We start from the raw sequence: 25,326 nt of genomic DNA on the forward strand, positions 1-25,326 counted from the left end.
ACCTGTCCGTCTGGCTTTGGCGGGGCGTCTTGCATCAGAACCAGTATGCGATCGCCCGATGTTCGATGGAGGCGCGCGGCACGGCGTGGTGCTTCGCGTCAGGATTGTCGAAGGCGACGTGTGGGACGCATCGAGCGACGTCCGGTGCGCTGTCGTACGTCTTGAATACAAGTGCTTCGCCCGGCGACATGTTGCTGAACCAGCACCAGCGATGTCGGGGGGAATGGGCCAGAACCAGCCCTTCGAATGACCAGAGGTCTTCTCCGTTGCGATCGAAGATGGCGTCTGCGGGAAGCAGATCGTCTGGTGAGACGGTTCTTGCATCGCAAAGCGCCAGCGGAACGTCCTGGGGTGGAGGTGTGAGGATGCTCCAGATGTTGTAGTGCGCGCTGCGACTGGGTCTTGGTTGTCCGCCTGGTGCGAAGCGCCGGGAGAAGGTCTCGGCCGTTCGGCCGGAAACGTCGACATGTGCAAAGCGGGCTGGACGGGAATTGTCGAGCGTGCCGCAAAGGGGCGAGCGCTCCGAGAAGCGTTGTATGCCCCGTCCTGTCGGGATCACAAGGTCCGCGCCGGTAACTTGGGTCAGAAGCGACGCCAGTTCATTCTGTCGTGAGTCGGATGTCTGGCCATCAGTTGGCAGAATCTGCGTAGCCATAACATCCGATATGATTTGGAATCCTTCAAAATCGAGCGAGGTTTTCGATCCTCTGGCATCGTGAATCGGCATCGCTCTAGAGTCAATCGTGACGGTGTCGCGTGAAGTATCATTTGCGTGGTAGAGCATTCTGGATGCTGTCCTTACCGCGTAGGAGATTTCAGAAATCATAGATATTTCCTAATTTTAACAGTGCATAAAATACTTGGCGTCCCGCAGGAACGGGTCTCGAAATCCATGTTTCCGTGATTCTCATGCAGATGGCTGGCCGCGCTTCGATGGGATGAATGGGTAACATTCGTGACTATACTCTTGCCATCCAAAAATAGTATGTCATACAAACATAATGTCGCTATCCAGGCGACCACATGGCGCCGAGTTCGGAACACCGTCCGGGCGCCGGTTCAGGAGAGGACCATGATGCAGATCTTCACCAGGGCACGCTTGCGTCGCGTGTTGCTTGTAACGGTTTCGGGGAGCGGGTTGTTCGCTGCTGCGCCTGTCCTTGCACAGGACCTGCCCAATGAAGCGGAGCAGACAGAACGGGCGGAGCAATCGCCCTCTTTCAATGAAATCATCGTCACCGCACAGTTCCGCGCGCAGAACCTGCAGGATACGCCGCTGTCGATCACGGCAGTCGATGCAAACCTGTTGGCGTCAAGAAACCAGACGGACATTTCCCAGATCGCCGCTCAGGCGCCGAACGTTCAGCTTACGCAGATGGGCGGCGCCTTCGGTTCGTCGATGGCGGTCTATGTCCGCGGGATCGGGCAGTACGACTTCAACCCGGCCTACGAACCTGGCGTGGGTATGTATGTCGATGACGTTTACTATGCGACGCTGACCGGTTCGATCATGGACCTGCTCGATCTCGAACGTGTCGAAGTTCTGCGGGGGCCTCAAGGTACTCTGACCGGGCGCAACTCGATCGGCGGCGCGATCAAGCTGTTTTCGGTGAAGCCCAGCAACGAGAACAGCGGCTCGGTAGAGGTCGCCTACGGTTCGCGCGATCGCACGGACTTGCGCGGCAGTGCCAACTTCGTGCTGACAGACAACCTCTATGCCCGTATCGCTGCCGTCCACAAGCGGCAGGATGGCTACGTCGATCAGGTTGACTTCGGCTGCGCCAATCCCGGCAACCCGCTAGGCATCGGTGCTCGTCCATCTACGCCTTCGGATTGCGTCGTCGATAAGTTCGGCGAGAAGAACTATACGGGCCTTCGCGGTTCGCTCCGCTTCAATCCGGATGACAAGCTCGATTGGACGATCACGGGCGATTACACTTATGAAAATCGCTCCTACAGCGCGAGCGTCCTGACGGTCAACGATACGAGCAAGACCGACGGCGTCAATTTCATCTGCGGACGCTTCTGTACATACGCGGATTTCTTCGCACCGGCGGGCGGCATTATCGATCAGGCATATTACATGCCCAGCAAGACGAAGTTCGAGGGCTGGGGCGTTTCGAGCAACGTTAGCTACGAGTTCAGTTCCCATCTGAAGTTGCAGTCGATCACCGCTTACCGGCGTTATCGACAGGTCTTTGGCACCGACGACGATTTCACGCCCAATCCCAACATCGTTGGCGCTGGCTTCAATGACTTGAAGTTTCGCTTCTTCAGCCAGGAACTGCGCCTTTCCGGCGATATCGGGCCTGACGCGGAATGGACCCTGGGCGGCTTCTACAGCGATCAGAAGACTCTCTATTTCACGCGGCAGGATATCCGCTACATCGATTATGCCTTCTGCGGAGGCATGGGCGCTTGCAACCTGCAGTTCCAGGGCAACGATCCCGTGAATGCCGACAGCAAGGCGGTATTCGGTACGGTCATCGTGCGTCCGACTGCCGAGCTCACACTGACCGGCGGCTTGCGGTACACCAAGGAGCACAAGGACTATACATTCGTTCGCAAGGGCCTGGATGGGGGCGTGCTGAATGACAGCTTCGGGGTCGGCCTCCTCGATGGGCTCGTTGGCCTTTACGACGGTGATCGTGTCGATTGGCGTATTTCCGCCGACTATCGTTTCAGCCCCGAGATCATGGGTTATGCGACGGTGAGCACCGGCTTCAAGGGCGGCGGCGTTGTTGCGCGGCCTTTCACGGCTCTCCAGGCCATCAACGGTGCTTTCGATCCGGAGACGCTCACGGCCTATGAAATGGGCGTGAAGACCGACTTCCTCGGTCATCGTGTGCGCCTCAACCTCTCCGGGTTCTATAACGACTACAAGAATATCCAGTTGCCGATTTCGGACTGTTCGGTACTCGATGAAGTGCCGGTGGGAACGGGTACGAATACTTGCGCGGCAATCCAGAACGCAGGCGATGGCAAGATGTACGGCCTAGAGGCGGAGTTCTTCGCAAACTTCGTCGATGGTCTCGATATCGATGCGTCGCTCAGCTGGATCGATGGCAAGTGGAAACGGATCGATGAGGTTGTGGGCGGAGCCATCAAGATCGATGATCCGATTACCACGCCCAACTGGAAGTGGAGCGCGGGCATTCAGTATCGTGCCGATCTGGGCGAATTCGGATCGATCACGCCGCGCTTCGATCTTGCCTATACCGGCAAGCGCAGTGTGGGGCGTCTGACGCTCACTTCTCCGCTGGAATACCGGCCTGATTTCATCCTGGCGAATGCGCGGCTTACCTGGAAAAACAGGGACGAGGATCTTTCCATCTCGTTCGAAGTCCAGAACCTTTTCGACAAGTACTACCTGCTCCCACTGCGGTTCGTGGCTGTCTACGCCACGGCGGGGACCGGGTACAGCACGGTTGGGCGACCGCGCGAATGGGCCGTGACCGCCCGGAAGACCTTTTGATCATTCCGGTTGCAGCTGGCTTCCCCCGCCTGCTGCAACCGCATAATGCTAGTGGGATCAAGGCGATCTGGCCCGATTCAGGGACGGGCATGAATACGAACGGGAGACAAGCGCCATGGCGCAAGTGACACTGTACCACTGGGAGCCGAATGCCAATTCAGGCAAGCCGATGTTGACCCTGATGGAGAAGGGTGTCGAATTCGATAGTCACTACATCGATATGCTGGAGTTCGATCAGCATCGTCCTGAATACCTGGCAATCAATCCGCAGGGCACGATACCGGCCATGACGCATGGTTCCCGGGTCCTGGTCGAGAGCACGGCGATCATGGAATATGTGAACGAGGAGTTCTCCGGGCCGGACCTCATGCCGAAGGATGCGCTGGATCGCTGGCGGGTCCGCTGGTGGATGAAATTCATGGATCAGTGGCTGGCGCCGAGTTTCTCGATGATTGGCTGGAGCGTCTTTGTCGGCCCGATGGTTCGCCAGCGGGATCCGGCCGAACTCGAAGCGGCGATTGAGCGCATTCCCTTGCCCGAGCGGCGCGTGTCCTGGCGCAAGGCAATCCACGGCACGTTTTCCGAAGCGGAGATCGGCGAAAGCCAACGGCGCGTGGCCCTGGGTATCGGCATGTTGGAACAAGAACTGGGCAAGCGCGAGTGGCTTGCCAGCGACGCCTATAGCCTCGCAGATATCAACGGCTTCAATCTTGCCTACGCCATCCCGCTCTCACAACCGTCACTTTGCAACGATGAAAGGACGCCCAATCTCCTGCGCTGGCTGCGGGCGGTCTATGCCCGGCCGGCCGTGAAGAAATGCTGGGCCTTGGGCCGGACCGACATGGTGAAGCGTGTCGCCATTCTCGACGGGGAGCAGATCTGATGGCGATGATTCTCTACCATGGAGCGCCCAATGGCCCGTCGCTGATCGTGCTGGCGGCCCTTGCCGAAACCGGCGTGGCCGTTGAACGGCGCCGGATCGATTTGCTTGCCGGTGACCGGCACGTCCTGCCCGGCATCAGTGAACCGGTGGCCCTGAACATGGGCATCGAAGGGGAAGGCCCTGTGCTGGTGGTCGATGGCGAGGCGATGACCGATGCCGTCTTCCTGGCGCAGTATTTCGACGAGCTTTCGGAGAAGGCCTCGCTCCAGCCAAGCGATCCCTATGCGCACTGGGAGATGATGATGTGGTGCCGCCAGATCACCGAGCGCCTGTCTCCGGCTGCGGCCCTGCTGGGCAATGTCGAATTCTCGCAGGAAACTCTCGGGGCGATGTCGGATGAACAGTTCGAGGAACTGACGGATCGAATCGTTAGTGCAGACCTGCGTTCGCGCTGGGAGATCCTGCGCGACGGTGCGGTGGATCTTGCGCAGATTACAGACAGTCGGACCAAGGTCCTGCAGGCCGTCGAGCGCTGTGAGCAGCAGCTCGGTGACGGGCGCGAATGGCTCATGGGCGAACTGACAATCGCTGATCTCACCACTTTCGCCTGGCTTGCGGGAATGGAGCAGGTCCTTCCCGAGTCTTTCCGGGACAAGCCGCTGACGACGGCCTGGCTACAGCGCGTTCGCTCTCGTCCCGCTGTGGCCTCTGCCCTCGCCGATGGCGGGGCTCGAGCCGCGACGTTCTGGGCTCCCGGTCCGGAGATCAACCGCTGGGGATGACCGTGCGTCGCCCCGAATAAATCCATAAAATCATGATCCGGGACAGCAGTTGGCCGGAATGCGGGAAGAGTGAAATGGTTGCGAAGGGTTTCTCGTTGCTGGCGGTTGTCGTGTCGGGGACATGTCTGGCCCTGTCAGGCTGCGGAATGGGTCTCGCCAATGGCTCGGAGGATCTTGCCCGCGACGGCGTCAACGGGAAACTCATCGCTGAGGGAGCGAATGATGCCTGGCCTTCTTATGGGCGTACCTACGACGAACAGCGCTATTCGCCGCTGACCGACATCAACAGGCAGAACGTCAAGGATCTCGGTCTTGCCTGGTTTGCGGATCTTGATACCTCCAGAGGCCAGGAAGCGACGCCGCTGGTGATCGATGGCGTCATCTACATCTCCACGGCCTGGTCCAAGGTCAAAGCCTATGATGCGGTGACGGGCAAGGAACTGTGGGCCTTCGATCCGGAGGTTCCCGGCAAGGCGGGCGTCAATGGCTGCTGCGACGTGGTCAATCGCGGACTGGCGGCCTGGGGCGACAAGTTGTTCCTGGGAACCTTCGACGGGCGCCTCATCGCTCTCGATCGCAAGAGTGGAAAGACGCTATGGAGTCAGGTTACCGTCGACCAGAGCCAGCCCTATACGATCACCGGTGCCCCGCGCGTCATCGGCGGGAAAGTGATCATCGGCAATGGCGGGGCAGAGATGGGCGTGCGCGGGTACGTCACGGCCTATGACGCTCAGACCGGCAAACAGGCCTGGCGCTTCTATACGGTGCCCGACCAGCCCGGAAAGAATAGCGAGAAATATCTGAAGGACGCCGAGAAGACCTGGAACGGGAAGTGGTGGGCCGAAGGCGGTGGCGGCACGGTCTGGGATTCGATGGCCTACGATCCCGAACTCGATCTGCTCTATATTGGCGTCGGCAATGGCAGCCCGTGGAATCACGGCATCCGGTCGGAAGGCAAGGGCGACAATCTCTATCTTTCATCGATCGTCGCGGTCCGCCCGGAAACCGGGGAATATGTCTGGCATTTCCAGGAAACGCCGGGAGAAACCTGGGACTTCACGGCGACGCAGCACATCATGCTTGCCGACCTCGAGATCGACGGAAAAATTCGCAAGGTGCTGATGCAGGCGCCCAAGAATGGCTTTTTCTACGTGATCGACCGCGAGACGGGTGAGTTCATATCGGGCAAGAACTTCGTGCCGGTCAATTGGGCCAGCGGCCTCGATCCGAAGAGCGGCCGGCCGATCGAGAACCCCGAGGCGCGGTATTACAAGACCGGTCGCCCATGGATCGGATCGCCGGGTGCAGGCGGGGCACACTCGTGGCATCCGATGGCATGGGACCCGAAGGAGAAGCTGGTATTCATTCCGGCCCAGATCGCAGCCTTCCCCTATTTTGCGGACAAGGACTGGAAGCCGGCGAAGAAGGGATTCAATACCGGCGTCGACATGTCCGCCGGGGCCATGCCGGCCGATCGCAAGGTCCGCGCCGGAGCCGAACAGGCGACGCAGGGCGTCCTGATCGCCTGGGACCCGGTGGCACAGAAGGAGCGCTGGCGGGTCACATTCCCCAGCGCCAATAACGGTGGCCTCCTGGCGACCGGCGGTGGACTTGTGTTTCAGGGCAACATGAAAAGCGAAATGGCGGCCTACGCCACCGATACGGGGGCCAAGCTGTGGTCCTATCCGGTCCAGACGGGCGTGGTAGCCCCGCCGGTGACCTACAAGATCGGCGATACGCAGTATCTGGCCGTGGTCGCGGGGTGGGGCGGCATCTGGGCCCTCGCACCGGGGCTGCTGTCGCAGGACGGTGGGCCGGTGCACAATGTCAGCCGGCTTCTCGTCTTCAAGCTCGGCGGGAAGGCCAAGCTTCCTGCAAGCCCGCCGGTCAATCAGATGCCGATCGATCCGCCGCCCTTCACCGGCACGATGCAGCAGGTGAAGAGGGGCGCTTATCGCTATGGTCGCTTTTGCGGAACCTGCCACGGTGATGCGGCCATTGGCGGCGGCCTGCTGCCCGATCTGCGTCGCTCTGCGATCGTTGCAGACAAGGCGGCTTTCCAGACCGTGGTCCATGACGGTGCCCTCGAAGCCAACGGCATGGTCAGTTTCGCCAATGTGCTGAACCCCGATGAAATCGAGGCAGTCCGCCAATACGTCATCCATCGTGCGAACGAGGATCGCGATCTCGACGCGGGATCCGCCAAGACGGCTAGCCGATGACCATCGACGTAAAGGCGATCCGTGCGATCGACGTTCATGTCCACGCCGAAGTGTCCTGTCATGATCCCGAGGATCCGGTCATGGCCCAGTTCTTCGATGCTGCCTCGGCCTATTTCAAGGCGCCGCGCGAACGTCCCAAGATGCCCGAAATCGCAGAGATCTACAGGCGCCAGAATATCGCTTTCTGCCTGTTTACGGTCGATGCGGAGAGTGGTCTGGGAGCGCGCCGGGTGTCCAACTACGAAGTTGCGGACTTCGCCGCGCAACATGCGGACATCTGCCTGCCGTTCGCTTCGATCGATCCGCGCAAGGGCAAGCTCGGAGCTCGCGAAGCGCGCGATCTTGTCGAGAACCACGGCGTGCGGGGATTCAAGTTCCATCACATCGTGCAGGACTGTCACCCGGCCGATCGCGTCGGCTATCCGATATACGAGGTCATCGCCGAATTCGGATTGCCGGCCATATTCCACACCGGGCATTCCGGCATGGGCACGGGGATGCGCGGCGGCGGAGGGCTACGCCTGAAATACGGCCGCCCCATGCTGGTGGACGATATCGCGGCGGACTTTCCCGACATGAAGATCATCCTGGCCCACCCCAGCTGGCCTTGGGTGGATGAGAGCCTGTCGATGGCCTTGCACAAGGAGAACGTCTTCATCGACCTCTCGGGCTGGAGCCCCCGGTACTTTCCGCCCCAGATCGTACGCTACGCCAACGGGCAACTTTCGGGCAAAATGATGTTCGGTTCGGATTTCCCCTTGATCCGGCCTGACAAGTGGATCGAGGCGGCTCGCGATATCGGTTTCAAGGAAAGCGTCATGGCCGGGATCATGAAGGACAATGCGGTCAGAGTGCTCGGCCTTGACTGACCGCGCTTCAGCATCGTCTCGCTGGATGCCGTTTTCGGACCGTCACGTTGTCATTACCGGCGCGTCGAGCGGCATCGGAAGAGCGACGGCTCAGTGCATTTCCGCGCAAGCAGGGCGTGTGACCTTGCTGGCGCGCCGTGCCGAGCGTCTCGAAGCGCTGGCCGCTTCTCTGGGGGAGGGGGCTGCGTGGCATGCGGTCGATGTGTCTGACAGCGAAGCATTGATTGTCGCGATCGACCGGGCCGTCGCGGTTAACGGTCCAATCGACGGCCTTTTCCTCAACGCCGGAACCGGGGGGACCTTCGCCCCGGTGGAGAGTTACCCGGACAGTGATTTCATGCATGTCATGCAGGTCAATCTCCTGTCTGCGTTTCGCGCTATCGCTCATGTGCTGCCGATGATGAAGGAACGGGGGAAGGGCGCTATACTCGTCATTGGAAGTCTGGCGAGTGAGCGCGGCATGGCGAACAACGCGGCCTACGTTGCATCGAAGCACGGACTTCTCGGGCTTGCGCGCGCCGTGGCTTTGGAGGCGGCTCCCTTCGGCGTGAGATGCAATTGCATCGTTCCCGGCTTTATCGAGACCGAGATGTTCGACGCCTTGCCGGATGAGGCCATGTCGCAGCTGGCGTCCCGCATCCCGCAAGGCCGCACCGGCCGCGCCGAGGAACTGGCCGGTGTCGCTGCATTCCTGCTCTCCGATGCCGCATCGCACGTGACGGGACAGAGCCTTGCGGTAGATGGCGGCGTGCTCGGGACCCTGTCTGTCCAGGCGAACGCGCCTTCGCTTGCCCGCCTTACTCGTCGAAGAAGTTGAGTTCGAGCAGGACGCCGTCCGGATCATGGACGAAGATCTGGCGCAGGCCGATGCTTCGGATAACATTGCTTTCGTAGCGGAGTCCGCGGTCTTCCAGGCGATCCCGGATCTCATCGAAACCTTCGCAGCGAAGAGCAATGTGGTGGAGCGCCCCGGTCGGTCCCGGTCTCATGTCCCGGTCCATGGCGCGCGGCACGTCTTGTGCATTCAGGTGAAGGATGGGGCGCTCATCGCTGTTGTAGATCCAGCGCGCCATCTCCCGGGTGAGCGGGGCCGGCGGAGCGCAGCTCTCCAGCGAAAGGACATCGCGGTAGAATGCCTCGCTTCGATCGAGGTCGGAGACGATCACGTTGAAGTGATCGAGAGCGACGACGCGGGCGCGAATCCGCGTCTCGAAAGCCATGAAGGGGCTGTTCATGCCGCTTCCTCCTGCTTCCGTTCGCCACCGGGCACGCCCCGGGCAACGCGGCGATCAAAGTCCGGATCGTCTTCGGGCCGCGCAAGTGCGCTCATGACCCTGGCGTGGATATCCTCCAGAGCGCCGCGGAATTCGGCGTAGGGGAGGATGTACAGCTGGTCTTCCTGCACGCCCTTGAGCACGTGCTGGGCCAGTGTTTCGGGCTCCATTCCGATTTCGATTACCTTTTTGAGGTGCTCGAACATGGCCGGGTCGGCCTGATAGTAGCCGGTCTCGGCAAGATGCTTCGGCCGCGTCAGCAAGGCTTCATGGATATTGGTGTTCACGGCCCCGGGACAGAGCAGTGATACGCCGATCCCGGTGCCGTCCAGATCGAGAGCCAGGGTCTCGGTCAGGCCGCGAACGGCCATCTTGGTGGTGCAGTAGATGCCGGTTCCCTTCAGCGCGACGAAAGCCGACATCGATGCGGTGTTGACGATGTGTCCGCCGTTGCCCCGCTCCACCATGCGCGGGACGAACGTGCGTATGCCGTTGATGACACCGCGAAGATTGACGTCGATCTGCCAGTCCCAGTCATCGTGCGTGGCATCCTGGATAGCGCCGAAATGAGATACGCCAGCGGTGTTGAAGAGCAGTTCGACCGGTCCCAGCTCTGCCTCCACGTCGTCCGCGGCGCGCCGGTAGGCCTCGCGGTCGGTGATGTCGAGAAGGACCGGCATTACCGTGGCGTCGGTATTGGCGAAGTGGGCCATCGCCTCGTCGAGATGGTCCTGCCTGATGTCGGCAATGGCGATCCTGCAACCGGCCTTCGCGAAGACCTTGGCCTGGCCCAATGCCACGCCCGATCCGCCGCCTGTTATGAAGGCTGTGCGGCCTGCGACTTGTGTCATCTTCACTCTCCCTTGAGCATCGTGTTTTTTCAGGCGTAGGCGTGGTTCTCCAGCCCGAGCATGTCGCGCGTTTCTGCGGCGCTTGAGACATCTGCCCCCAGGCGTTCGATCAGTTCGACCGCCCAGCGCACGTGAGCGGCGTTGTCGGGCGCCATAAGTCCCTTGCGCAGGTAGATCGTGTCTTCGAAACCAACGCGGACATGGCCGCCCAGGAGCACTGACTGCGCGGCCATGGGGTAGGAGTGACGGCTGATGCCGAAGCCGGTGAAATGTGCGCCTTTCGGGATCTGGTTGGATGCGTAGAGCATCGCTTCCGGTGTCGCCGGCAATCCGTACTTGGTACCGAGGACGAAGGAGAACGGCGCGTTGCTGGGTATCGCCCCTTTCGCCATGAGGTCATCGGCGAATACGAAGTCGCCTGCCTCGAAGCATTCGATCTCGGGCATGACCCCGGCATCCTGGATCATGTGGCCCATGCGGGTGATCATCGGATCGAGATTGATCGCGACACCGCCCCAGAGTTGCATGGTGCAGATGTCGAGCGTGCACATGTCCGGCTTGAGATCGAGAATGTGTTCCAGCCTGCGCTCCGCCGTGAACATGAGCGTGCCTTCGCCGCATACGGCCGGATCTTCTTCGCTCTGCATCCAGTTGCAGCCCGGTCCGGTCGTGACGTTGAGAATGACCTCGCGGTTCTTTTCGCGGATCAGGCCCACGACTTCGCGATAATCGTCGAGCGCCTGCGATGGTTCGCCGGTTTCGCGGTCGCGGACATGGACGTGGATAATCGATGCACCCGCTTCGGCAGCTGCCAGGGCCTCATTGGCGACATGATCGGGCCGAAACGGAAAGTTGGGATGCTCCGGCATCGGTGAACTTCCTGTAACTGCGCATGTAATATAGACTTTTCGCGCCAATCTCGCTCTCCTCGGTTCTTCTGATTTGCTGATTCGAGGGATTCGCAAATTCGGAAAGGTCGGAACAGACCAGCGCCTATCCTATCAGGTAAGGTAACTGGTTCAGGATGGCACTGGAGGAGGAAGCAGAACGATGTCGCATCGCGAAGAGCTGTCGCGATTCCTGAAGTCCGCGCGCGGTCGGCTGAAGCCCGGCGATGTCGGACTCCCGCCGGGCGAGCGACGCCGTGCCAAGGGATTGCGGCGCGAGGAAGTCGCAGCGCTCGCCGGCATGAGCGTGACCTGGTACACCTGGTTCGAACAGGGCCGCGAAGTGCAGTTATCTGCGCCGATGATCGAACGGCTGGGCCGTACGCTGCACCTGACCGATACCGAGCGCGAATACCTCTTCGCGTTGGCACAACATCGCCCGCCGCCACTCGTTTCACGCTTCGATGAGACGATACGTCCTGGCACGCAGCATCTGCTCGACCATCTCGCTATTCCGGCGCTCGTGATCGTCGAGGACTGGACGGTCGTGGGATGGAACTCCTTCGTTTCCGTCGCCTTTCGTGACTACAGCGTTTTGCCGCGCAACGAACGCAACCTGTTCAAGATCCTGATGCTCAATGAGCGCTATCAGGCCGATCCCGATTTTTTCCGTGAAATGGGACAGCGCCTCACAGCCCGTTTCAAGTGGGATTATAGCCAGACCGCGCAGCCCGAAGTCTTCGACGAGATCATTGCCGAGATGACCGAGCGATCCGCGCTGTTCAGGGAGAGTTGGGAGCGTAGTGAGATCCGGGCTCACTTTGAGGGGATCAATTCCAGCTTCTTCCCGGAAATCGGAGAAATCTGGTTTCGGCACACGTCCTATGCGATCGAGGAAGCCCCGAGCCAGCGCCTGATCCTGTTCGCGCCGAACGAGGAACGCGATGCCGTTCTGCTCGAACGTCTGCGCAAGCTCAAGCCGGAACTGGATGTTCGAGCGTAGTGCGATCGATGATCTTCGCCCCGGCGCCGGCGGGAAGCCGGGCGAAGAGGGGAACCGCGCCAAACCCCAGTAGCGCAAGTGAGACCAGGGCCAGCCGGTAGGGCGAAGCTTCGTCTTGAATTTCGTTTGCGAAAGGCAGGTTGAGGAACAGTGCACCCAGCGAAATGCCAACCGCGGCCGACATGGCGTTGCCGATGCTGTTGAGGACGATGGCCCCGGGCAGTTCTTCTTGCGCGACGTCTGCGAAGGCAATGGACACCATCCCCGTGAACGGAACCGAGCGAGCCAGGCCTGCCGTGAACATCGTCAGCGCCATCAGCCAGAATGGCGTTTTCGCATCGAGAAGCGCAAGGGCGGCCATCGTGCCCATCATCAGGCCCGTCCCCCAGGCGAGGGAGGCTCGAAAACCGGTCAGGCGAATGACGCGCCCGACTATCGGTTTGAGCACGAGGTCGCCCAGGTTGTTGGCGAGAAGCAACAGGCCAGCTGCGCCGGGTGAGAGGTTGAAGGCAAGCTGGAAGCACAGCGGGAGGACGAGTGCCTGCGCCATGAAGGGAATGCGCATGAGCATGCCCGCCCCGAACGCGATCGATCGAAACGTGCGATGTCGCAAGGCGTCGAGAGCAACCAGGCTGTCGGGATGCCGTCGAAGATGGCGATAGGAGAGCAGCCCGATTGCCGCTCCGCCGACCAGCATGAGCGTTGGAAAGGAAGGGCTGTCCGGATGCGCGCCAAGCCTGTCGAATCCATAGATGAGCATGGTCAGGGCGCTGGCGATCAGGACGAAGCCAAGCGGATCGAAGCGGGTCGGTTGCGGCGAAATGGATGGGATCAGCCGTAGCACGAGGACCGAACCGACGAGGGCAAGCGGCAGGTTGATCAGGAAGATGGACTGCCAACCGAAGGCCTCAGTCAGGAAGCCGCCAAGGGGAGGGCCGATGACCGGCGCGACGAGGGCGGGGGTCGTACTGATCGCCAGCATTTCGACCAGCCGGTGCGTTGGCGTCATGCGCAGCAGGATGAGGTTGCCCACTGGCGCCATGAGACTTGAGCAAAACGCCTGCAAGCCTCGCGCCGTTACGAAAAGGGCGAGGGTCGTGGAGAGAGAGCAAAGCAGCGATGCGACGCCGAAGCCGAGAACGGCGACCGCAAGCACCCGTCGCGGCCCCAGCTTCTGCGCGAGCCAGCTGCTTAACGGCAGGCATGCCGTCGAGACCAGGAGGTAGGCGGTAATCCCGATTCCCAGCTCGCTGGGAGAGATCCTGAAGTCACGCGCCATATCCGGCAGGGCCGTTGCAATGATCGTGGCTTCGAGGATCGAGAGGAACATGATGAACGCGACCATGATCGCGATCATGCGAGGATCGGGCGGACGCTCTCCATCCCTCGGCACAACGGGCCTATGATCCAGCGTCCCCGAACCGCGTCTGTCGGTGGGGCCGAAATGGAGCGCGCCTTCGTTCATTGCGACCTTTCGAAGTAGGCGATGGCCCGGAACTCATAGCTTTCACGAATTGCCGCGTCCGGGCGGCTGGTGTCGTGGAATGCCGTATGCGGTGCGCGCCACGCCCGGTTGTGGTCGCTGTCGTGGAACTTGATGAATATGACCTCGTCTCGGGTCATGTCGGGGAAATACCACCAGCGATGCTCGGCACTGAACTTGAAGATGGTGGCTGCGACCATGTCTTCCTCACCGGGGATCGGCGCGTAGAGCGCGTCGCCTTCAGGGATCTCGTCCACGTCGATCTTCACGTTGGCGACGCTGTCCTCTTCGCCGACCGAGGGGCCTTCGCACAAGGCGAGCGGCCAGTCCTGCGGTGCCGGTGAAAACGTGCGCCACAGACTGAAGGCAATGAAGCGCTCGAAGTCCGGGCCATCGGGACGCGCTGCCGCGTAAAGGCGCCGTGCGATCTTGTGCGCGGTACTTGAATTGAAATCGACGTGTGCCTCGGCCGCTGGAGGCTGATAGGCTTCGCCAGCAATGAGCGGAGAGCGCAACTGGCCTCCCATCGGAATAATGAAGTTGGCCCCGGTCAGGGCCATCGCAACTTTGGCGACCTCGTCCGGATAGATCTCCAGCTGAGCCGGATCAGTGAAGTCGGTGACGGCACTGGGGTACCGTGCAAGGCAGAAACCGTGCTTGTCCAACGTAAAGGGCTGCCTGGCCAACCGCGCATTGCAGATCGTCACGGGGTAGGGCTGGTAGATGCCCGTGTTGAATTCCTTGCCCGGAGCCCAGAAACGGCGATTGATGCGCGAAGTCGGGACGAGGTATTCGATCGTCGTCCGGATCGCTTCTGCGGGGCGGCTGCGATCCTTCGTCTCCTCCATGGCCATGGCCCTCTTCCCGAACTTCTCTTCTGTTCTATTCCGAAGCTCTGAGGACTTCGGTCATTGCGATCCGGCGAAACGGGCCCTCACGTCTTGCGGTACAGGGGCAGAGCGCAGGCCAGAGGGTGAGCCAGGCGACGCGACCGTCCAGACGCGTTTCTCGGTGCCTTCCACGCAGAGTCGATCCCCCAGCAGGATACGATGCGCGATCGTGAAGCTGCTGTTTCCGAAGATCGGCGCATCTGCCTCGATCCTCACTACATCGCCATAGCTGGCCGGGGAGGTGAACCGCGCCGAAAGGTCGACAAGTGGGAAGCCGACCACCCCCATCTGGGCAAGCATGTCGCGCTTGCGGGGCAGGCCGGCCGCCTCGAAAAGCAGGATCGTGCTCTCGGCAAACATGTCGATGAAGCGCGGGGCGAAGACGATCCCGGCAGGGTCGCACTGGCCCCATTCGATGCGATGCTCGCGTATCAGGAATGACTGCATCTTTCAGGCCAGGATGTTCTTGCCCTGTCGGGTCGTCTGAGCCGCCATTTCCGATGCCGCGGGTGGTTCGGGAATGAGGAGTCCGCGTTGCACGGCCGGGCGGGCAGCGACCGTGTCGAACCATCGCTGGAGATGCGACAGGCCATCCATGTCGATGCAGGCCCAGTCGCGGCCACGGACCCAGGGGAAGCAGGCGATGTCCGCGATCGAATAGTCGCCGGCAAGAAATTCCCGATCGGCGAGTCGGCGGTCCATCACCTCGAACAGGCGCCGGCTCTCGCGCGTATAGCGGTCGATCACGGAAGGTAGCTTTTCGTCGAAGTAGCGATTGAAGACGGTCGCCTGTCCCATCATCGGCCCCAGCCCCGACATCTGCCACATGACCCACTGGATCGCTTCGCTGCGTCCTGTGATAAATTTGGGCAGGAAGCGGTCGAACTTCTCGGCAAGGTAGATGAGGATCGCACCGGATTCGAAGACGGCGAAGGAACCGCCCTCAGTTTCGACATCGTGATCGATCAGCGTTGGAATACGGCCATTGGGATTGAGCCCGAGATACCATTCTTCCTTCTGCTCCCGATCGGTGAGCGAAATCGGGCGCACCTTGTAGGCCACGCCGAGCTCCTCGAGCATGATCGTGGTCTTCCAGCCGTTCGGCGTTTCCGATGTGAGCAATTCGAGCAAGCGTCTCTCCCCGCATTTCGCGCGATTCGCCGCGCCTTGAGGGGCGAGACAAGCAGAGTAGCGCCCTCGCAACCAGAAGAGCGAAAACAGTATTAGTGGGAATGACAGCTTCGCGGAGCGCTTAACCAGTTGGCGATTCTAATAGTATTGGCGGTGGACTTCCTCACCCGCGAACCGTGCCGCACCTTGCATGTCATATCGAGAATGAAAGACGGAGAGGGACTGCCAGTTCATGTTGACGCTCTACAGCTTTGGTCCGGGGGCCAATTCGCTCAAGCCACTGCTCGCACTTTATGAGAAGGGGTTGGAATTCACGCCGCGTTTCGTCGATCCCACGCGGTTCGAGCACCACGAGGAATGGTTCAAGAAGATCAATCCGCGAGGGCAGGTTCCGGCTCTCGACCATGACGGACACATCATCACCGAATCGACGGTGATCTGCGAATATCTCGAAGATGCCTTTCCCGAGGCGCCGCGCCTGCGGCCCGTCGACCCGGTCATGATCGCCGAAATGCGGGTCTGGACCAAGTGGGTGGACGAATACTTCTGCTGGTGCGTCTCCACGATCGGCTGGGAGCGGATGATCGGGCCAATGGCGCGGGCGCTTTCGGACGAGGAATTCGAGGCGAAGGTCGCGCGCATTCCTGTCCCGGAGCAACGTACGAAGTGGCGCACTGCGCGCACCGGCTTCCCGAAGGAGGTGCTGGACGAAGAGATGCGCAAGATCGGCGTATCGGTGAACCGGCTCGAAACGCGGCTGGCGGAAAGCCCCTGGCTCGCCGGCGAGAATTTCAGCTTGGCCGACGTGTGCAATTTCGCCATCGCCAACGGCATGCAGAACGGATTTTCCGATATCGTCAACCGCGAAGCCACGCCGCACCTCGTGGCCTGGATCGAGAAGATCAATGATCGTCCGGCCTGCAAGGCGATGTTCGCCAACTCGAAAAGCGAGTTCGCCGACCGCGGCCAGAAAGTCACCGCCTGACGGTCCCCGCCGCCACCAAACTGCGACCAAGGAGCTTCACGGGATGGCCAAAGACAACCGCATTACCCTTTACGATCTGCAACTTGCTTCGGGTTGCACGATCAGCCCCTTCGTCTGGCGCACGAAATATGCGTTGGCGCACAAGGGGTTCGATGTCGATATCGTGCCCGGAGGATTTACCGGAATTGCCGAACGTACGGGCGGGCGCAGCGAGCGCGTTCCGGTCATCGTCGATGACGGTGAGTGGGTGCTCGACAGCTGGAAAATCGCCGAATACCTCGATGAGCGCTATCCGGACCGGCCGATGCTGTTCGAAGGTCCTTCGATGAAACAGCTCACCAAGTTTCTCGATGCCTGGCTGTGGCAGACTGCCATCGGCCCCTGGTTCCGTTGCTATATCCAGGATTATCACGACTTGTCCTTGCCTCAGGACCAGACCTACGTCCGCCACTCGCGCGAGACGATGTTTCTGGGCGGAAAGACGCTGGAGGAAGTGCAGGCGGGCAGGGAAGATCGCCTGCCGCTGGTGCCTCCGACGCTGGAACCCTTCCGCAAGTTGCTGCGCGATACGCCCTGGCTTGGCGGAGATGCGCCCAATTTCGCCGATTACACGGCGCTTGCCGTCTTTCTGTGGACGGCCTCGGTCGCGACGACACCGCCTTTGACCGAGGACGATCCCTTGCGCGGCTGGCTCGATCGCGGTTTCGATCTCTACGCCGGGCTTGGTCGGCACCCCGGGATGCACAGTCTCTTCGGCCTCCGCCTGCGGGAAGGAGACCCAGAGCCGTTCGCTCGTGATGGGGCGGGGATCGAAGTGGCTCCGGTCAACCGCGGGACTGCACGAAGTGCCGAGATGGCGGACTGAGAGGAGAGTGACGATGGCATGGCACGAAGAGCCGCCGCCGGGCGCCTTGCGGATGTACCACATCCCGGGCTGCCCCTTTTCGGAACGCGTGGAGATCCTGCTCGATCTGAAGGGGCTGTCGGGGATCATGGACGACCATGAAGTCGACATTTCCAAGCCTCGGCCGGATTGGCTCCTGTCGAAAACGCGCGGAACCACCTCGCTTCCCGCGCTCGAGCTGGAGAATGGTGAGACCCTGAAGGAAAGCATGGTGATCCTGCGCTACTTCGAGGAGCGGTTTCCCGAACGTCCGGTAGCGCAACGCGATCCCTTCGAACATGCGGTCGAGGCCATGCTTTGCGCCACGGACGGGCAGTTTACCGGTGCCGGGTATCGCATGATCCTCAACCGGGACCGCGCAAAGCGCGACGACTGCAAGGCGGAAGTGGATGCGCAGTATGCACGGCTGGACGATTTCCTGAGGCACTATAGCCCTGACGGCGACTATCTGTTCGCTTCTTTCGGTTGGGCTGAAGTTGTCTTTGCACCGATGTTCAAGCGCCTCTGGTTCCTGGAATACTATGAAGGCTATGAAGTGCCTCAGCACCTGGCGCGCGTGCTGCGCTGGCGCGAAGCCTGTACCGAACACCCGGCCGTCGCGAACAGGCACAGTCATCGCGAGCTGATGACCCTGTATTACGATTACAGCCAGGGCGGTGGTAACGGTCGCCTTCCTCAAGGGCGGCATATTTCCAGCTTCACCCTCGATCCGGCTTGGGAGAAGCGTCCCATGCCTCCGCGCGACAAGTGGGGTACGCCGGCCACCGATCGCGAACTGGGCCTCGTCACCGCGACTGTCGGTGCCTGAGATCCCGAATATTTCCATTCTTGCCGAGAACAGGACCATTTTCATGAAGAGCTACTTGCAGAATTATATCGACGGCAGCTGGGTCGACAGCGAAGGCGGCGTCAGACAACCAGTCGTGAGCCCCGCAACCGAGGATGCCTGCTCGGAGATCGTGCTGGGCACTGCGGCTGACGTCGACCGGGCCGTCGCGGCAGCGCGGCGGGCTTTCGAAAGCTTTGGCCAAACCACCCGCGAAGAACGCATGGCCCTCCTTGAAAGGGTGATCGAGGCCTACAAGGCCCGCATTCCCGACATTGCAGAGGCCATTGCAATCGAGATGGGCTGTCCGATCTCGACGGCGTCCACCGCGCAGGCGGGATCGGGCGTAGCGCACCTTGGTCAGGCCTTGGCCTCACTAAAGGACTTCGCGTTCGCCGAAAGTCTCGGCGAGAACACCGTCGTTCGCGAACCCATCGGCGTCGTGGCTCTCATTACCCCCTGGAACTGGCCGATGAACCAGATCGTTGCCAAGGTCGGCCCATGCCTTGCCGCGGGTTGCACGATGATCCTCAAGCCCAGCGAGGAAGCGCCGACGTCTGCCGCGATCTTTGCCGAGGTCATGGAAGCGGCAGGGGTTCCTGCTGGCGTCTTCAACCTCGTGCAGGGGGACGGGCCCGGTGTCGGCACCGCGCTGGCGAAGCATCCGGGCATCGACATGATCAGCTTCACCGGCTCCACGCGCGCCGGCATCATGGTCGCCAAGAATGCTGCCGATACCGTCAAGCGCGTGTCGCAGGAATTGGGCGGCAAGTCGCCCAACATCATAATCGAGGGAACCCCGCTCGACGCCGCGCTGCCCGGAGGGGTGGGCGGTGTGCTGATCAATTCCGGTCAGAGCTGCGTTGCCCCTACGCGTATGCTGGTCCACAAGTCGCAGCATGACGAAGCGGCCAGGATGGTGGGCGAGATGTTTGCGGCCAAGCCGGTCGGGGATCCGCTGACGGAAGGGCCGCATATCGGCCCGGTGGTGAACAAGTCGCAGTGGGACAAGATCCAGGGTTTGATCCAGAAGGGCATCGACGAGGGCGCAACGCTGGTGACAGGCGGTCTGGGGCGTCCAGATGGGCTGGAGCGTGGCTTCTACGTCAAGCCGACCGTGTTCTCCAACGTGACCCCGGACATGACGATCGCCCAGGAGGAAATCTTCGGCCCGGTCCTGGCCATCATGCCTTACGAGGACGAGGACGACGCCGTGCGCATCGCCAACGATACGCCTTACGGTCTGGGCGCCTACATTGCCGGCGATCCTGTCAAGGCGAGCAAGATCGTCGGCAAGCTGCGGGCGGGAGCAGTCTTCGTCAATGCCGGCGGTCTCGTCTTCGACATGCCCTTCGGCGGCTACAAGCAGTCAGGCAACGGTCGGGAATTCGGTAAGTTCGGCATCGAGGAATTCCTCGAGATCAAGTCGGTCATCGGCTCATACCTGCCGGAGAAGGCCTGACGGGTTCGGGAGGGCGGAAACCGTCCGGTGTCCGCCCTTCGGCAGTCAGGTCAGGTCATCGATCGAAATGGAGCGGCCTGCCGCCGCCGCCCGATTGGCTTCGCGGCGCAGGCGCTCGATCTCCAGGCGCTCGGCCGGTGCATCCTCATCGGGCAGGGCGGCGATCGAAGTCTCATAAATTTCGCGGAAATCCTCGGCATATTCGGGATGAGAGAAGATGAGGCCCTGGTTGCGTTCGATCCCCTGCAAGGTCTTCCGCCCTACTTCCAATGGGTTCATGCCCATCTCGAACGCCTTGCCGAATGCGGTCAGGTCCGCCCTGTCCACCGCACCGAAGCCCGTGTCTGCGAACGCATCCGGGCGGCGGAAGGCGCTGTCCCAGGCGTTCGTCCGCGTGAGTCCGGGGCATAGCAGCGAGACGCCGATGCCCAGAGACGCGAGGTTGTAGCGCAGCGATTCCGTGAGACCGCGGACCGCGAATTTACTGGCCGTGTAGATCCCGGCCTGCGGGCCGGAAAGGTAAGCCGCCATGGAGGCGACATTGACGATGTGGCTGCCCGGCCCAGTTCGCTTGATCAGAGGAAGGAGCGAAACAAGACCGTTTACCACACCTCCGAAATTGACGTTCATGATCCAGTCGTAATCGGCAAAGGTGGCTTCGTCGGTTGGCCCGAACACTGAAACACCGGCATTGTTCACCAACACGTCCAACCTGCCGAACCTTGCGTCGATTTCCTTGGCGACTTCGGAGAAGCGGTTTCGGTCCGTGACGTCGAGTTTGAGAAAAAGGGGTGGTATATCGCTGTTTTCTGCGAACCATTGGCTTGCCTGATCGCGGTAATCTTCATTGCGGTAGGTCAGGGCGAGGGCGAAACCCGCTTCGTCGAAAGCCTTGGCTATACCCAGGCCAATACCTGAAATGCCGCCGGTAATGAAGGCTACGCGCCTGCTCTCAGTCATGTCAGTCCTCTCGGAAGCACATAAATTATGGTTTGCAATACATACTAATATACAAGGAGAGATTCAGATGCCAGACCTTGACGCAGACTCCATTCTCGACCGGCTTGGGGGGCTCGAGAATCGCGTGGGCGAGTTGGAGGACGTCAATGCGATCCGCCGCCTGCACTGGGCATACGGGTATTACATCGACTTCAATTTGCCTGACCAGGTGGCTGAACTCTTCGCCGAGGACGGTGTCGTGGTCTTCCTTTCCGGCGAATATGTCGGCCATGCTGGGGTCCGGCGCCTTTACGGTGACTGGATCCAGCAGCGCTTCACCGGCGGCAGGCCCGGGCCGGTCGATGGGTTGCTTCTGGACCATTTCCAGATGCAGGACGTCATCACGGTCGCGCCGGATCGGCAGACTGCCAAGGGGCGATTTCGCGGCATGCTCTTCGGCGGCTGGCATGACGATTTCCAGGATACGCGTGAGCCCGGGATGCCGCAGCAGTTCATGGAAGCCAGGATCTACGAGAACGACTATGTGCGCGAGGACGGTGTCTGGAAGATCAGGCGCCTCGACTACATGATGCAGTGGCAGTCCAACTACGAGGACGGCTGGGCACACACGACTTCGCATCTCCAGCCGGCGACGAAGACCTTCCCGGAAGATCCGGTCGGGCCCGATCGGCTGCTTGCGTCCAGAGAGCATCGTCCGACCTGGCCCTATCGCCGCGACGTGCCGATGCATTTTGCGCACCCGCGTTTCGGCAATCTGCTCGCCGCAAGCCAAACCGATTGAATTCCTTTCGCAGACACGTATCTGTATCTTGAGGATACTAAATTGGAGTAGCGCCTTCCTGTGGCGGCTGCGCCTGCAAGGGAGGAAATGGGTGAACGCGAAGGATCCACGGGACATTGTCGATAATGCCCCAATGTCGCGCGCGCAGATCGTGGCCGTGGCCATCATGGTCGGTCTGAACGCGCTGGACGGGTTCGATGTGCTGTCGATCAGCTTCGCTTCGCCGGGTATTGCCGCTGAATGGGGTATCGACAGGGTCGCGCTGGGAGCGGTCCTGTCGATGGAGCTGATCGGCATGGCCGTCGGTTCGCTTGTCCTTGGCGGCGTCGCGGATCGCATCGGACGGCAGCGCACGATCCTGGGCTGCCTTGCCGTGATGGCGCTGGGCATGGCGATGGTTACACAGGCCAGCAGCATCGCCGAACTTTCGATCTGGCGTGTCCTGACCGGTCTTGGCATCGGCGGAATGCTCGCTTCGATCAATGCCGTGACGGCAGAATTCGCCAATGCCCGGCGCCGCACGATTGCCATGGGCCTGATGGTGATCGGCTATCCACTGGGGGCCGTCATCGGCGGGCTTATCTCGGCAGAATTGCTGGTCCTGTTCGACTGGCGCGCCATCTTCTGGTTCGGCAGCGCGCTGACGGCCTGTTTCATCCCGCTGGTCTGGGCATTCGCTCCGGAAACGGCGCAATACCTGCTGGTCCGCCGCGGTCCCCATACGCTGGAGCGGATCAATCGGCTGATGGCGCGTTTCGGGCATGGCCCGTTGGCAGCCTTGCCGCCTGAAGGGTCAGGCAAGGACAAGCCGTCGATCATGGATATCTTCAGGCCCGGGCTCTTGGCCACGACGATCCTCGTGACCTTTGCCTATTTTGCCCATATCGTCAGCTTCTACTTCATTCTGAAGTGGACGCCGAAGATCGTCGTCGACCTCGGCTTTCCCGCACCGGAGGCCGCAGGCGTGTTGGTTGCGGCGAACCTTGGCGGAGCGATCGGTGGCGGGATCTTCGGTTTCGTCGTTCAGAAGCTGCCACTCAAGGGCGCCACGGTTGCCATGCTGTTCGGATCGGCGCTCATGATCGCCCTGTTCGGGGCCTCGGGTGTACGGACATTGGCTGGCCTTTCGGCGCTGGCTTTCGTCTCGGGTCTCTTTACCAACAGCGCGGTATCCGGCCTCTATGTTATCTTTGCTCGAAGTTTCCCGACTCATGTGCGGGCCACCGGGACCGGATTCGCCATCGGGATCGGTCGCGGCGGTGCCGCACTCTCGCCGATCCTGGCAGGCGTGCTGTTCGAGGCGGGATTTTCCCTGGCCTGGGTTTCTACGCTTATTGCGGCTGGCTCCCTGTTGGCTGCGCTCGCGCTCATTGCCATGCGGTTCCGTCCCCGCGACTGAGGCATTCGAGCCTGCGTTTCCGGCTACAGGAGAATGAGCTTGGAATATCGGTCCCACATCGAGTCGCTTTGCCGGCACCTCGAGATCGCTCCGTTTCGCGATGCCCTCGAGGCGGCCGGTATCGAGTACGACGCTGACACATGGCAGGCCGTCGTCGAGGAGGCCGGAGGTCTCTGCGAAGGCGTGGTGGCGCCGGTCGATTGTGTCATGGATCGGCAAGGGGCAAGGTTCGTCGATGGCAGGGTCGTCACCGTGCAGGGGCATTGCGCGGCATGGCAGGCTTATGCGCAAGGGGGATGGATCGGTCTGCCGTTGTCCGAACAGCATGGCGGCATGGGCCTGCCGCTCGCCTTGCAAACCGCCTGCGAAGAACTGCTCAATCGCGCATCGCCCGCCTTCGCGATGTTGGCGACGCCCAATCGCACGGCAGCGCAACTTCTCGCCGAGGCCGGATCGGAGGAGCTGGCGAGGGAATGGGTGCCGCGCCTTATCGCCGGCGAGTGGGGCGCAACGATCTGTATTTCGGAGCCCGATGCAGGCTCGGACGTTGGACGTATCCGCACGCGTGCGGTCGCTGACGGGCGCGGAGGCTGGCGTATAACCGGTGAGAAATGCTGGATTTCCTTCGGTGCTCACGACCTCACGGCGCGTATCGGGCACTTCATGTTGGCCCGTTCAGGCACCGACAGCGGGGTTCGCGGCCTCAGTCTTTTCCTCGTGCCCGATCGCGATGAGAACGGACCTCCTAACGGGGTCTTTGTTCGGCGCATCGAGGAAAAGCTGGGTCTTCACGGATCGCCGACTTGCGCCATGGGGTTCGAGGATGCGCGCGGGGTTTTGATCGGTGCGGAAGGGCGCGGGCTGCAAACGCTGTTTCACATGATGCTGCGCATGCGATTGTCCTGTGGGCCTCAGGGTGTCGGGGTGGCGACCGGCGCGTTCGAGTCGGCTTTGCGCTATTCTCGGGAAAGGCGGCAGGGCGGGCGGCCCGACGCGCCTCCCGTGCCGATTTGCGAACATGTCGACGTTCAGCGCATGCTGCTGCAGATGGCCGGACGTATCGAGACCGCGCGAGGGCTATCGATGGCCTGTGCAATTGCCCTGGACCTTGCCACTTGCGCCCCGGACGCCGAAGGGCGAGACCATTGGTCCTCCATTGCGCAGTTCCTGCTGCCACTGGTGAAGGACGGCGCGGCGCGACTGGCCTTCGATGTGTCGAGCACGGCGTTGCAGGTTTTCGGCGGGGCAGGGTATACGCGTGAGTGGCCAGTCGAGCAGCGCCTGCGCGATGCGCGGGTCTTTGCGGTGTTCGAAGGTACCACCGGGATGCAGGCCGCCGATCTGGTCCATCGCCGCATTTGGCGGGAGGAAGGCGAGGGGCTGGCGCGCTTTGCGGCAATGGTTCGGGCAGACCTGCGCGAGGACGAGCCGTCCCGGCTTCTTGCCAGGGGCATCGCGAGCCTGGAGAGGGTGACGCAGGAGATAGATGCCCTTCGCGACAGACAGCGCGATGCTGATGCTGGCGCCGTCGCCTATCTCGATCTTTGCACGATGGTCGCCAGCGGTTGGATTGCCCTGCGGATCCTTCACAGGGCGGGTGACGACGGCGTTGCCCGGCGCATGAAACTTGCTGCGGCTTGCTTCCTTGCAGAATTGCCGATCCGTGCAGCGGCGGCGGCCGATCTTGCCTGCTTGGGAGCAGATCGGCTTGAGGATTTCAGAAGCCTGTTCGATTGAGGCTTACACCCCGCCGATTTCGACCTCGTGGATGCGTTTAAGGAGGGCAGCCAGCATGTGGAATTCGGCTTCGGAAAACCTTTCGCGCAGCCATCTGCCCAGTTCGCCGCTCAGTTCATGCGCCGCCGACAGCATGGCGACGCCGTCCTCGGTGATTTCCAGGGTCTGCCGGCGCCTGTCTTCCGCCGATTGCCCGCGCACGATCAGCCCGCGGCCTTCGAGACGGTTGATGATGCCCATTACCGTTGCCCGGTCCATCTGCAGGGTACGGCCGATGTCCGCCTGAGAGGTGCCGGGATTTTCAGCAATCAGCAGCATCGCCGTCAGCTGTGTCTGGGTGATTCCCAGATCGCTGAAGATCTCCGAGAAGCGACGCTGCGTGGCACTTTGCGCAAGGCGCAAATGTAGATCCAGTACGTGGTCCAGGGTGCGACCAGCTGTCAGTCCTGCGAATGTTTCGGCATCCTTCATTTTTCCCTGTTGCTTGCGTTTTCGGGAATCGTCAAGCGATGGCTTGGAATA

At 61.3% G+C, this 25,326-nt stretch carries 24 protein-coding genes; 14 read left to right on the plus strand and 10 right to left on the minus strand.

Annotated features, from left to right (window positions below; translation table 11 throughout):
• Window positions 1–34 precede the first annotated feature (34 nt).
• Window positions 35–826 carry a CmcJ/NvfI family oxidoreductase gene (locus tag PP1Y_RS11930; protein ID WP_013832464.1) on the minus strand — a complete coding sequence of 264 codons (792 nt, stop codon included), beginning with the start codon at window positions 824–826 and terminating at the stop codon, window positions 35–37.
• Between the two features lie 246 nt (window positions 827–1,072).
• On the opposite strand from PP1Y_RS11930, the gene PP1Y_RS11935 reads away from it, so the two are divergent.
• The 6 genes from PP1Y_RS11935 to PP1Y_RS11960 all read left to right on the plus strand — a co-directional run bounded on the left by PP1Y_RS11935 (window position 1,073) and on the right by PP1Y_RS11960 (window position 9,048).
• A complete protein-coding gene (locus PP1Y_RS11935; RefSeq protein ID WP_232512646.1) occupies window positions 1,073–3,475 on the plus strand; it encodes a TonB-dependent receptor in 2,403 nt (800 codons plus the stop codon).
• Window positions 3,476–3,590: 115 nt separating this feature from the next.
• Window positions 3,591–4,358 carry a glutathione S-transferase family protein gene (locus tag PP1Y_RS11940; RefSeq protein ID WP_013832467.1) on the plus strand — a complete coding sequence of 256 codons (768 nt, stop codon included), beginning with the start codon at window positions 3,591–3,593 and terminating at the stop codon, window positions 4,356–4,358.
• Window positions 4,358–5,140, plus strand: a complete 783-nt coding sequence (locus PP1Y_RS11945) for a glutathione S-transferase family protein (RefSeq protein WP_013832468.1) — start codon at window positions 4,358–4,360, stop codon at window positions 5,138–5,140. The genes PP1Y_RS11940 and PP1Y_RS11945 overlap by 1 nt, the downstream gene beginning before the upstream one ends.
• Window positions 5,141–5,214: 74 nt before the next feature.
• Complete coding sequence (locus PP1Y_RS11950) at window positions 5,215–7,362, plus strand: PQQ-dependent dehydrogenase, methanol/ethanol family (protein ID WP_013832469.1); 2,148 nt, start codon at window positions 5,215–5,217, stop codon at window positions 7,360–7,362.
• Window positions 7,359–8,231: a 4-hydroxyphenyl-beta-ketoacyl-CoA hydrolase gene (locus PP1Y_RS11955; RefSeq protein ID WP_013832470.1), complete on the plus strand. Its 873-nt coding sequence runs from the start codon at window positions 7,359–7,361 to the stop codon at window positions 8,229–8,231. Before PP1Y_RS11950 ends, PP1Y_RS11955 begins: the two co-directional genes overlap by 4 nt.
• Window positions 8,224–9,048: an SDR family NAD(P)-dependent oxidoreductase gene (locus PP1Y_RS11960; protein ID WP_232512648.1), complete on the plus strand. Its 825-nt coding sequence runs from the start codon at window positions 8,224–8,226 to the stop codon at window positions 9,046–9,048. The genes PP1Y_RS11955 and PP1Y_RS11960 overlap by 8 nt, the downstream gene beginning before the upstream one ends.
• Here the strand turns inward: PP1Y_RS11960 and PP1Y_RS11965 are convergent.
• The 3 genes from PP1Y_RS11965 to PP1Y_RS11975 are packed head-to-tail and all read right to left on the minus strand — an operon-like array spanning window position 9,029 to window position 11,225.
• Window positions 9,029–9,466, minus strand: a complete 438-nt coding sequence (locus PP1Y_RS11965) for a VOC family protein (protein ID WP_232512650.1) — start codon at window positions 9,464–9,466, stop codon at window positions 9,029–9,031. The genes PP1Y_RS11960 and PP1Y_RS11965 overlap by 20 nt on opposite strands.
• The gene (locus PP1Y_RS11970) at window positions 9,463–10,356 is read right to left on the minus strand and encodes an SDR family oxidoreductase (protein WP_013832473.1); all 894 of its coding nucleotides are present in this window, start codon (window positions 10,354–10,356) and stop codon (window positions 9,463–9,465) included. The genes PP1Y_RS11965 and PP1Y_RS11970 overlap by 4 nt, the downstream gene beginning before the upstream one ends.
• 29 nt (window positions 10,357–10,385) lie before the next feature.
• Entirely contained in the window at window positions 10,386–11,225 is an 840-nt protein-coding gene (locus PP1Y_RS11975) for a 3-keto-5-aminohexanoate cleavage protein (protein WP_051010022.1), read from the minus strand.
• Between the two features lie 181 nt (window positions 11,226–11,406).
• Between PP1Y_RS11975 and PP1Y_RS11980 the strand changes: the two genes are divergently transcribed.
• Window positions 11,407–12,246: a helix-turn-helix transcriptional regulator gene (locus tag PP1Y_RS11980; protein ID WP_013832475.1), complete on the plus strand. Its 840-nt coding sequence runs from the start codon at window positions 11,407–11,409 to the stop codon at window positions 12,244–12,246.
• Here PP1Y_RS11980 and PP1Y_RS11985 read toward each other — a convergent pair.
• The 4 genes from PP1Y_RS11985 to PP1Y_RS12000 all read right to left on the minus strand — a co-directional run bounded on the left by PP1Y_RS11985 (window position 12,218) and on the right by PP1Y_RS12000 (window position 15,750).
• The gene (locus tag PP1Y_RS11985; protein ID WP_065762427.1) at window positions 12,218–13,603 is read right to left on the minus strand and encodes an MFS transporter; all 1,386 of its coding nucleotides are present in this window, start codon (window positions 13,601–13,603) and stop codon (window positions 12,218–12,220) included. The genes PP1Y_RS11980 and PP1Y_RS11985 overlap by 29 nt on opposite strands.
• Before the next feature lie 104 nt (window positions 13,604–13,707).
• Complete coding sequence (locus PP1Y_RS11990; RefSeq protein ID WP_013832477.1) at window positions 13,708–14,577, minus strand: CmcJ/NvfI family oxidoreductase; 870 nt, start codon at window positions 14,575–14,577, stop codon at window positions 13,708–13,710.
• Between the two features lie 60 nt (window positions 14,578–14,637).
• A complete protein-coding gene (locus PP1Y_RS11995) occupies window positions 14,638–15,066 on the minus strand; it encodes a thioesterase family protein (RefSeq protein ID WP_013832478.1) in 429 nt (142 codons plus the stop codon).
• Between the two features lie 3 nt (window positions 15,067–15,069).
• Complete coding sequence (locus tag PP1Y_RS12000; protein WP_041558817.1) at window positions 15,070–15,750, minus strand: glutathione S-transferase family protein; 681 nt, start codon at window positions 15,748–15,750, stop codon at window positions 15,070–15,072.
• 232 nt (window positions 15,751–15,982) lie between these two features.
• On the opposite strand from PP1Y_RS12000, the gene PP1Y_RS12005 reads away from it, so the two are divergent.
• From PP1Y_RS12005 to PP1Y_RS12020, 4 genes are read left to right on the plus strand one after another with little or no spacing between them, the layout of a single operon-like run.
• Window positions 15,983–16,735: a glutathione S-transferase family protein gene (locus tag PP1Y_RS12005; RefSeq protein ID WP_013832480.1), complete on the plus strand. Its 753-nt coding sequence runs from the start codon at window positions 15,983–15,985 to the stop codon at window positions 16,733–16,735.
• A gap of 43 nt (window positions 16,736–16,778) precedes the next feature.
• Complete coding sequence (locus tag PP1Y_RS12010) at window positions 16,779–17,600, plus strand: beta-etherase (RefSeq protein ID WP_013832481.1); 822 nt, start codon at window positions 16,779–16,781, stop codon at window positions 17,598–17,600.
• A 13-nt stretch (window positions 17,601–17,613) separates the two neighbouring features.
• The gene (locus PP1Y_RS12015; RefSeq protein WP_013832482.1) at window positions 17,614–18,447 is read left to right on the plus strand and encodes a glutathione S-transferase family protein; all 834 of its coding nucleotides are present in this window, start codon (window positions 17,614–17,616) and stop codon (window positions 18,445–18,447) included.
• 43 nt (window positions 18,448–18,490) lie between these two features.
• On the plus strand, window positions 18,491–19,927 hold the full coding sequence (locus tag PP1Y_RS12020) for an aldehyde dehydrogenase family protein (protein ID WP_013832483.1): 1,437 nt from the start codon (window positions 18,491–18,493) through the stop codon (window positions 19,925–19,927).
• Window positions 19,928–19,972: 45 nt separating this feature from the next.
• Here PP1Y_RS12020 and PP1Y_RS12025 read toward each other — a convergent pair whose 3' ends face one another.
• Window positions 19,973–20,887 (minus strand): SDR family oxidoreductase, encoded by a 915-nt coding sequence (locus PP1Y_RS12025; protein WP_013832484.1) that lies wholly within the window; start codon window positions 20,885–20,887, stop codon window positions 19,973–19,975.
• Window positions 20,888–20,954: 67 nt separating this feature from the next.
• On the opposite strand from PP1Y_RS12025, the gene PP1Y_RS12030 reads away from it, so the two are divergent.
• The 3 genes from PP1Y_RS12030 (at window position 20,955) to PP1Y_RS12040 (ending at window position 24,804) form a co-directional block, all read left to right on the plus strand.
• Window positions 20,955–21,668: a nuclear transport factor 2 family protein gene (locus PP1Y_RS12030; RefSeq protein WP_013832485.1), complete on the plus strand. Its 714-nt coding sequence runs from the start codon at window positions 20,955–20,957 to the stop codon at window positions 21,666–21,668.
• Between the two features lie 91 nt (window positions 21,669–21,759).
• Window positions 21,760–23,067 (plus strand): MFS transporter, encoded by a 1,308-nt coding sequence (locus tag PP1Y_RS12035; protein WP_013832486.1) that lies wholly within the window; start codon window positions 21,760–21,762, stop codon window positions 23,065–23,067.
• 39 nt (window positions 23,068–23,106) lie between these two features.
• Window positions 23,107–24,804: an acyl-CoA dehydrogenase family protein gene (locus PP1Y_RS12040; RefSeq protein WP_158511845.1), complete on the plus strand. Its 1,698-nt coding sequence runs from the start codon at window positions 23,107–23,109 to the stop codon at window positions 24,802–24,804.
• Window positions 24,805–24,807: 3 nt separating this feature from the next.
• Here PP1Y_RS12040 and PP1Y_RS12045 read toward each other — a convergent pair whose 3' ends face one another.
• Window positions 24,808–25,275 (minus strand): MarR family winged helix-turn-helix transcriptional regulator, encoded by a 468-nt coding sequence (locus tag PP1Y_RS12045; RefSeq protein WP_013832488.1) that lies wholly within the window; start codon window positions 25,273–25,275, stop codon window positions 24,808–24,810.
• Window positions 25,276–25,326: the final 51 nt, after the last annotated feature.

The sequence above is a fragment of the Novosphingobium sp. PP1Y genome (assembly GCF_000253255.1).
GTDB lineage: Bacteria > Pseudomonadota > Alphaproteobacteria > Sphingomonadales > Sphingomonadaceae > Novosphingobium.

What these genes read in the sequence shown, in the direction of transcription:
- PP1Y_RS11930 (WP_013832464.1), bottom strand. Translation starts at nt 826, where the DNA reads ATGATTTCTGAAATCTCCTACGCGGTAAGGACAGCATCCAGAATGCTC.
- PP1Y_RS11935 (WP_232512646.1), top strand. Translation starts at nt 1,073, where the DNA reads ATGATGCAGATCTTCACCAGGGCACGCTTGCGTCGCGTGTTGCTTGTA.
- PP1Y_RS11940 (WP_013832467.1), top strand. Translation starts at nt 3,591, where the DNA reads ATGGCGCAAGTGACACTGTACCACTGGGAGCCGAATGCCAATTCAGGC.
- PP1Y_RS11945 (WP_013832468.1), top strand. Translation starts at nt 4,358, where the DNA reads ATGGCGATGATTCTCTACCATGGAGCGCCCAATGGCCCGTCGCTGATC.
- PP1Y_RS11950 (WP_013832469.1), top strand. Translation starts at nt 5,215, where the DNA reads ATGGTTGCGAAGGGTTTCTCGTTGCTGGCGGTTGTCGTGTCGGGGACA.
- PP1Y_RS11955 (WP_013832470.1), top strand. Translation starts at nt 7,359, where the DNA reads ATGACCATCGACGTAAAGGCGATCCGTGCGATCGACGTTCATGTCCAC.
- PP1Y_RS11965 (WP_232512650.1), bottom strand. Translation starts at nt 9,466, where the DNA reads ATGAACAGCCCCTTCATGGCTTTCGAGACGCGGATTCGCGCCCGCGTC.
- PP1Y_RS11970 (WP_013832473.1), bottom strand. Translation starts at nt 10,356, where the DNA reads ATGACACAAGTCGCAGGCCGCACAGCCTTCATAACAGGCGGCGGATCG.
- PP1Y_RS11975 (WP_051010022.1), bottom strand. Translation starts at nt 11,225, where the DNA reads ATGCCGGAGCATCCCAACTTTCCGTTTCGGCCCGATCATGTCGCCAAT.
- PP1Y_RS11980 (WP_013832475.1), top strand. Translation starts at nt 11,407, where the DNA reads ATGTCGCATCGCGAAGAGCTGTCGCGATTCCTGAAGTCCGCGCGCGGT.
- PP1Y_RS11985 (WP_065762427.1), bottom strand. Translation starts at nt 13,603, where the DNA reads ATGATCGCGATCATGGTCGCGTTCATCATGTTCCTCTCGATCCTCGAA.
- PP1Y_RS11990 (WP_013832477.1), bottom strand. Translation starts at nt 14,577, where the DNA reads ATGGAGGAGACGAAGGATCGCAGCCGCCCCGCAGAAGCGATCCGGACG.
- PP1Y_RS11995 (WP_013832478.1), bottom strand. Translation starts at nt 15,066, where the DNA reads ATGCAGTCATTCCTGATACGCGAGCATCGCATCGAATGGGGCCAGTGC.
- PP1Y_RS12005 (WP_013832480.1), top strand. Translation starts at nt 15,983, where the DNA reads ATGTTGACGCTCTACAGCTTTGGTCCGGGGGCCAATTCGCTCAAGCCA.
- PP1Y_RS12010 (WP_013832481.1), top strand. Translation starts at nt 16,779, where the DNA reads ATGGCCAAAGACAACCGCATTACCCTTTACGATCTGCAACTTGCTTCG.
- PP1Y_RS12015 (WP_013832482.1), top strand. Translation starts at nt 17,614, where the DNA reads ATGGCATGGCACGAAGAGCCGCCGCCGGGCGCCTTGCGGATGTACCAC.
- PP1Y_RS12020 (WP_013832483.1), top strand. Translation starts at nt 18,491, where the DNA reads ATGAAGAGCTACTTGCAGAATTATATCGACGGCAGCTGGGTCGACAGC.
- PP1Y_RS12025 (WP_013832484.1), bottom strand. Translation starts at nt 20,887, where the DNA reads ATGACTGAGAGCAGGCGCGTAGCCTTCATTACCGGCGGCATTTCAGGT.
- PP1Y_RS12030 (WP_013832485.1), top strand. Translation starts at nt 20,955, where the DNA reads ATGCCAGACCTTGACGCAGACTCCATTCTCGACCGGCTTGGGGGGCTC.
- PP1Y_RS12045 (WP_013832488.1), bottom strand. Translation starts at nt 25,275, where the DNA reads ATGAAGGATGCCGAAACATTCGCAGGACTGACAGCTGGTCGCACCCTG.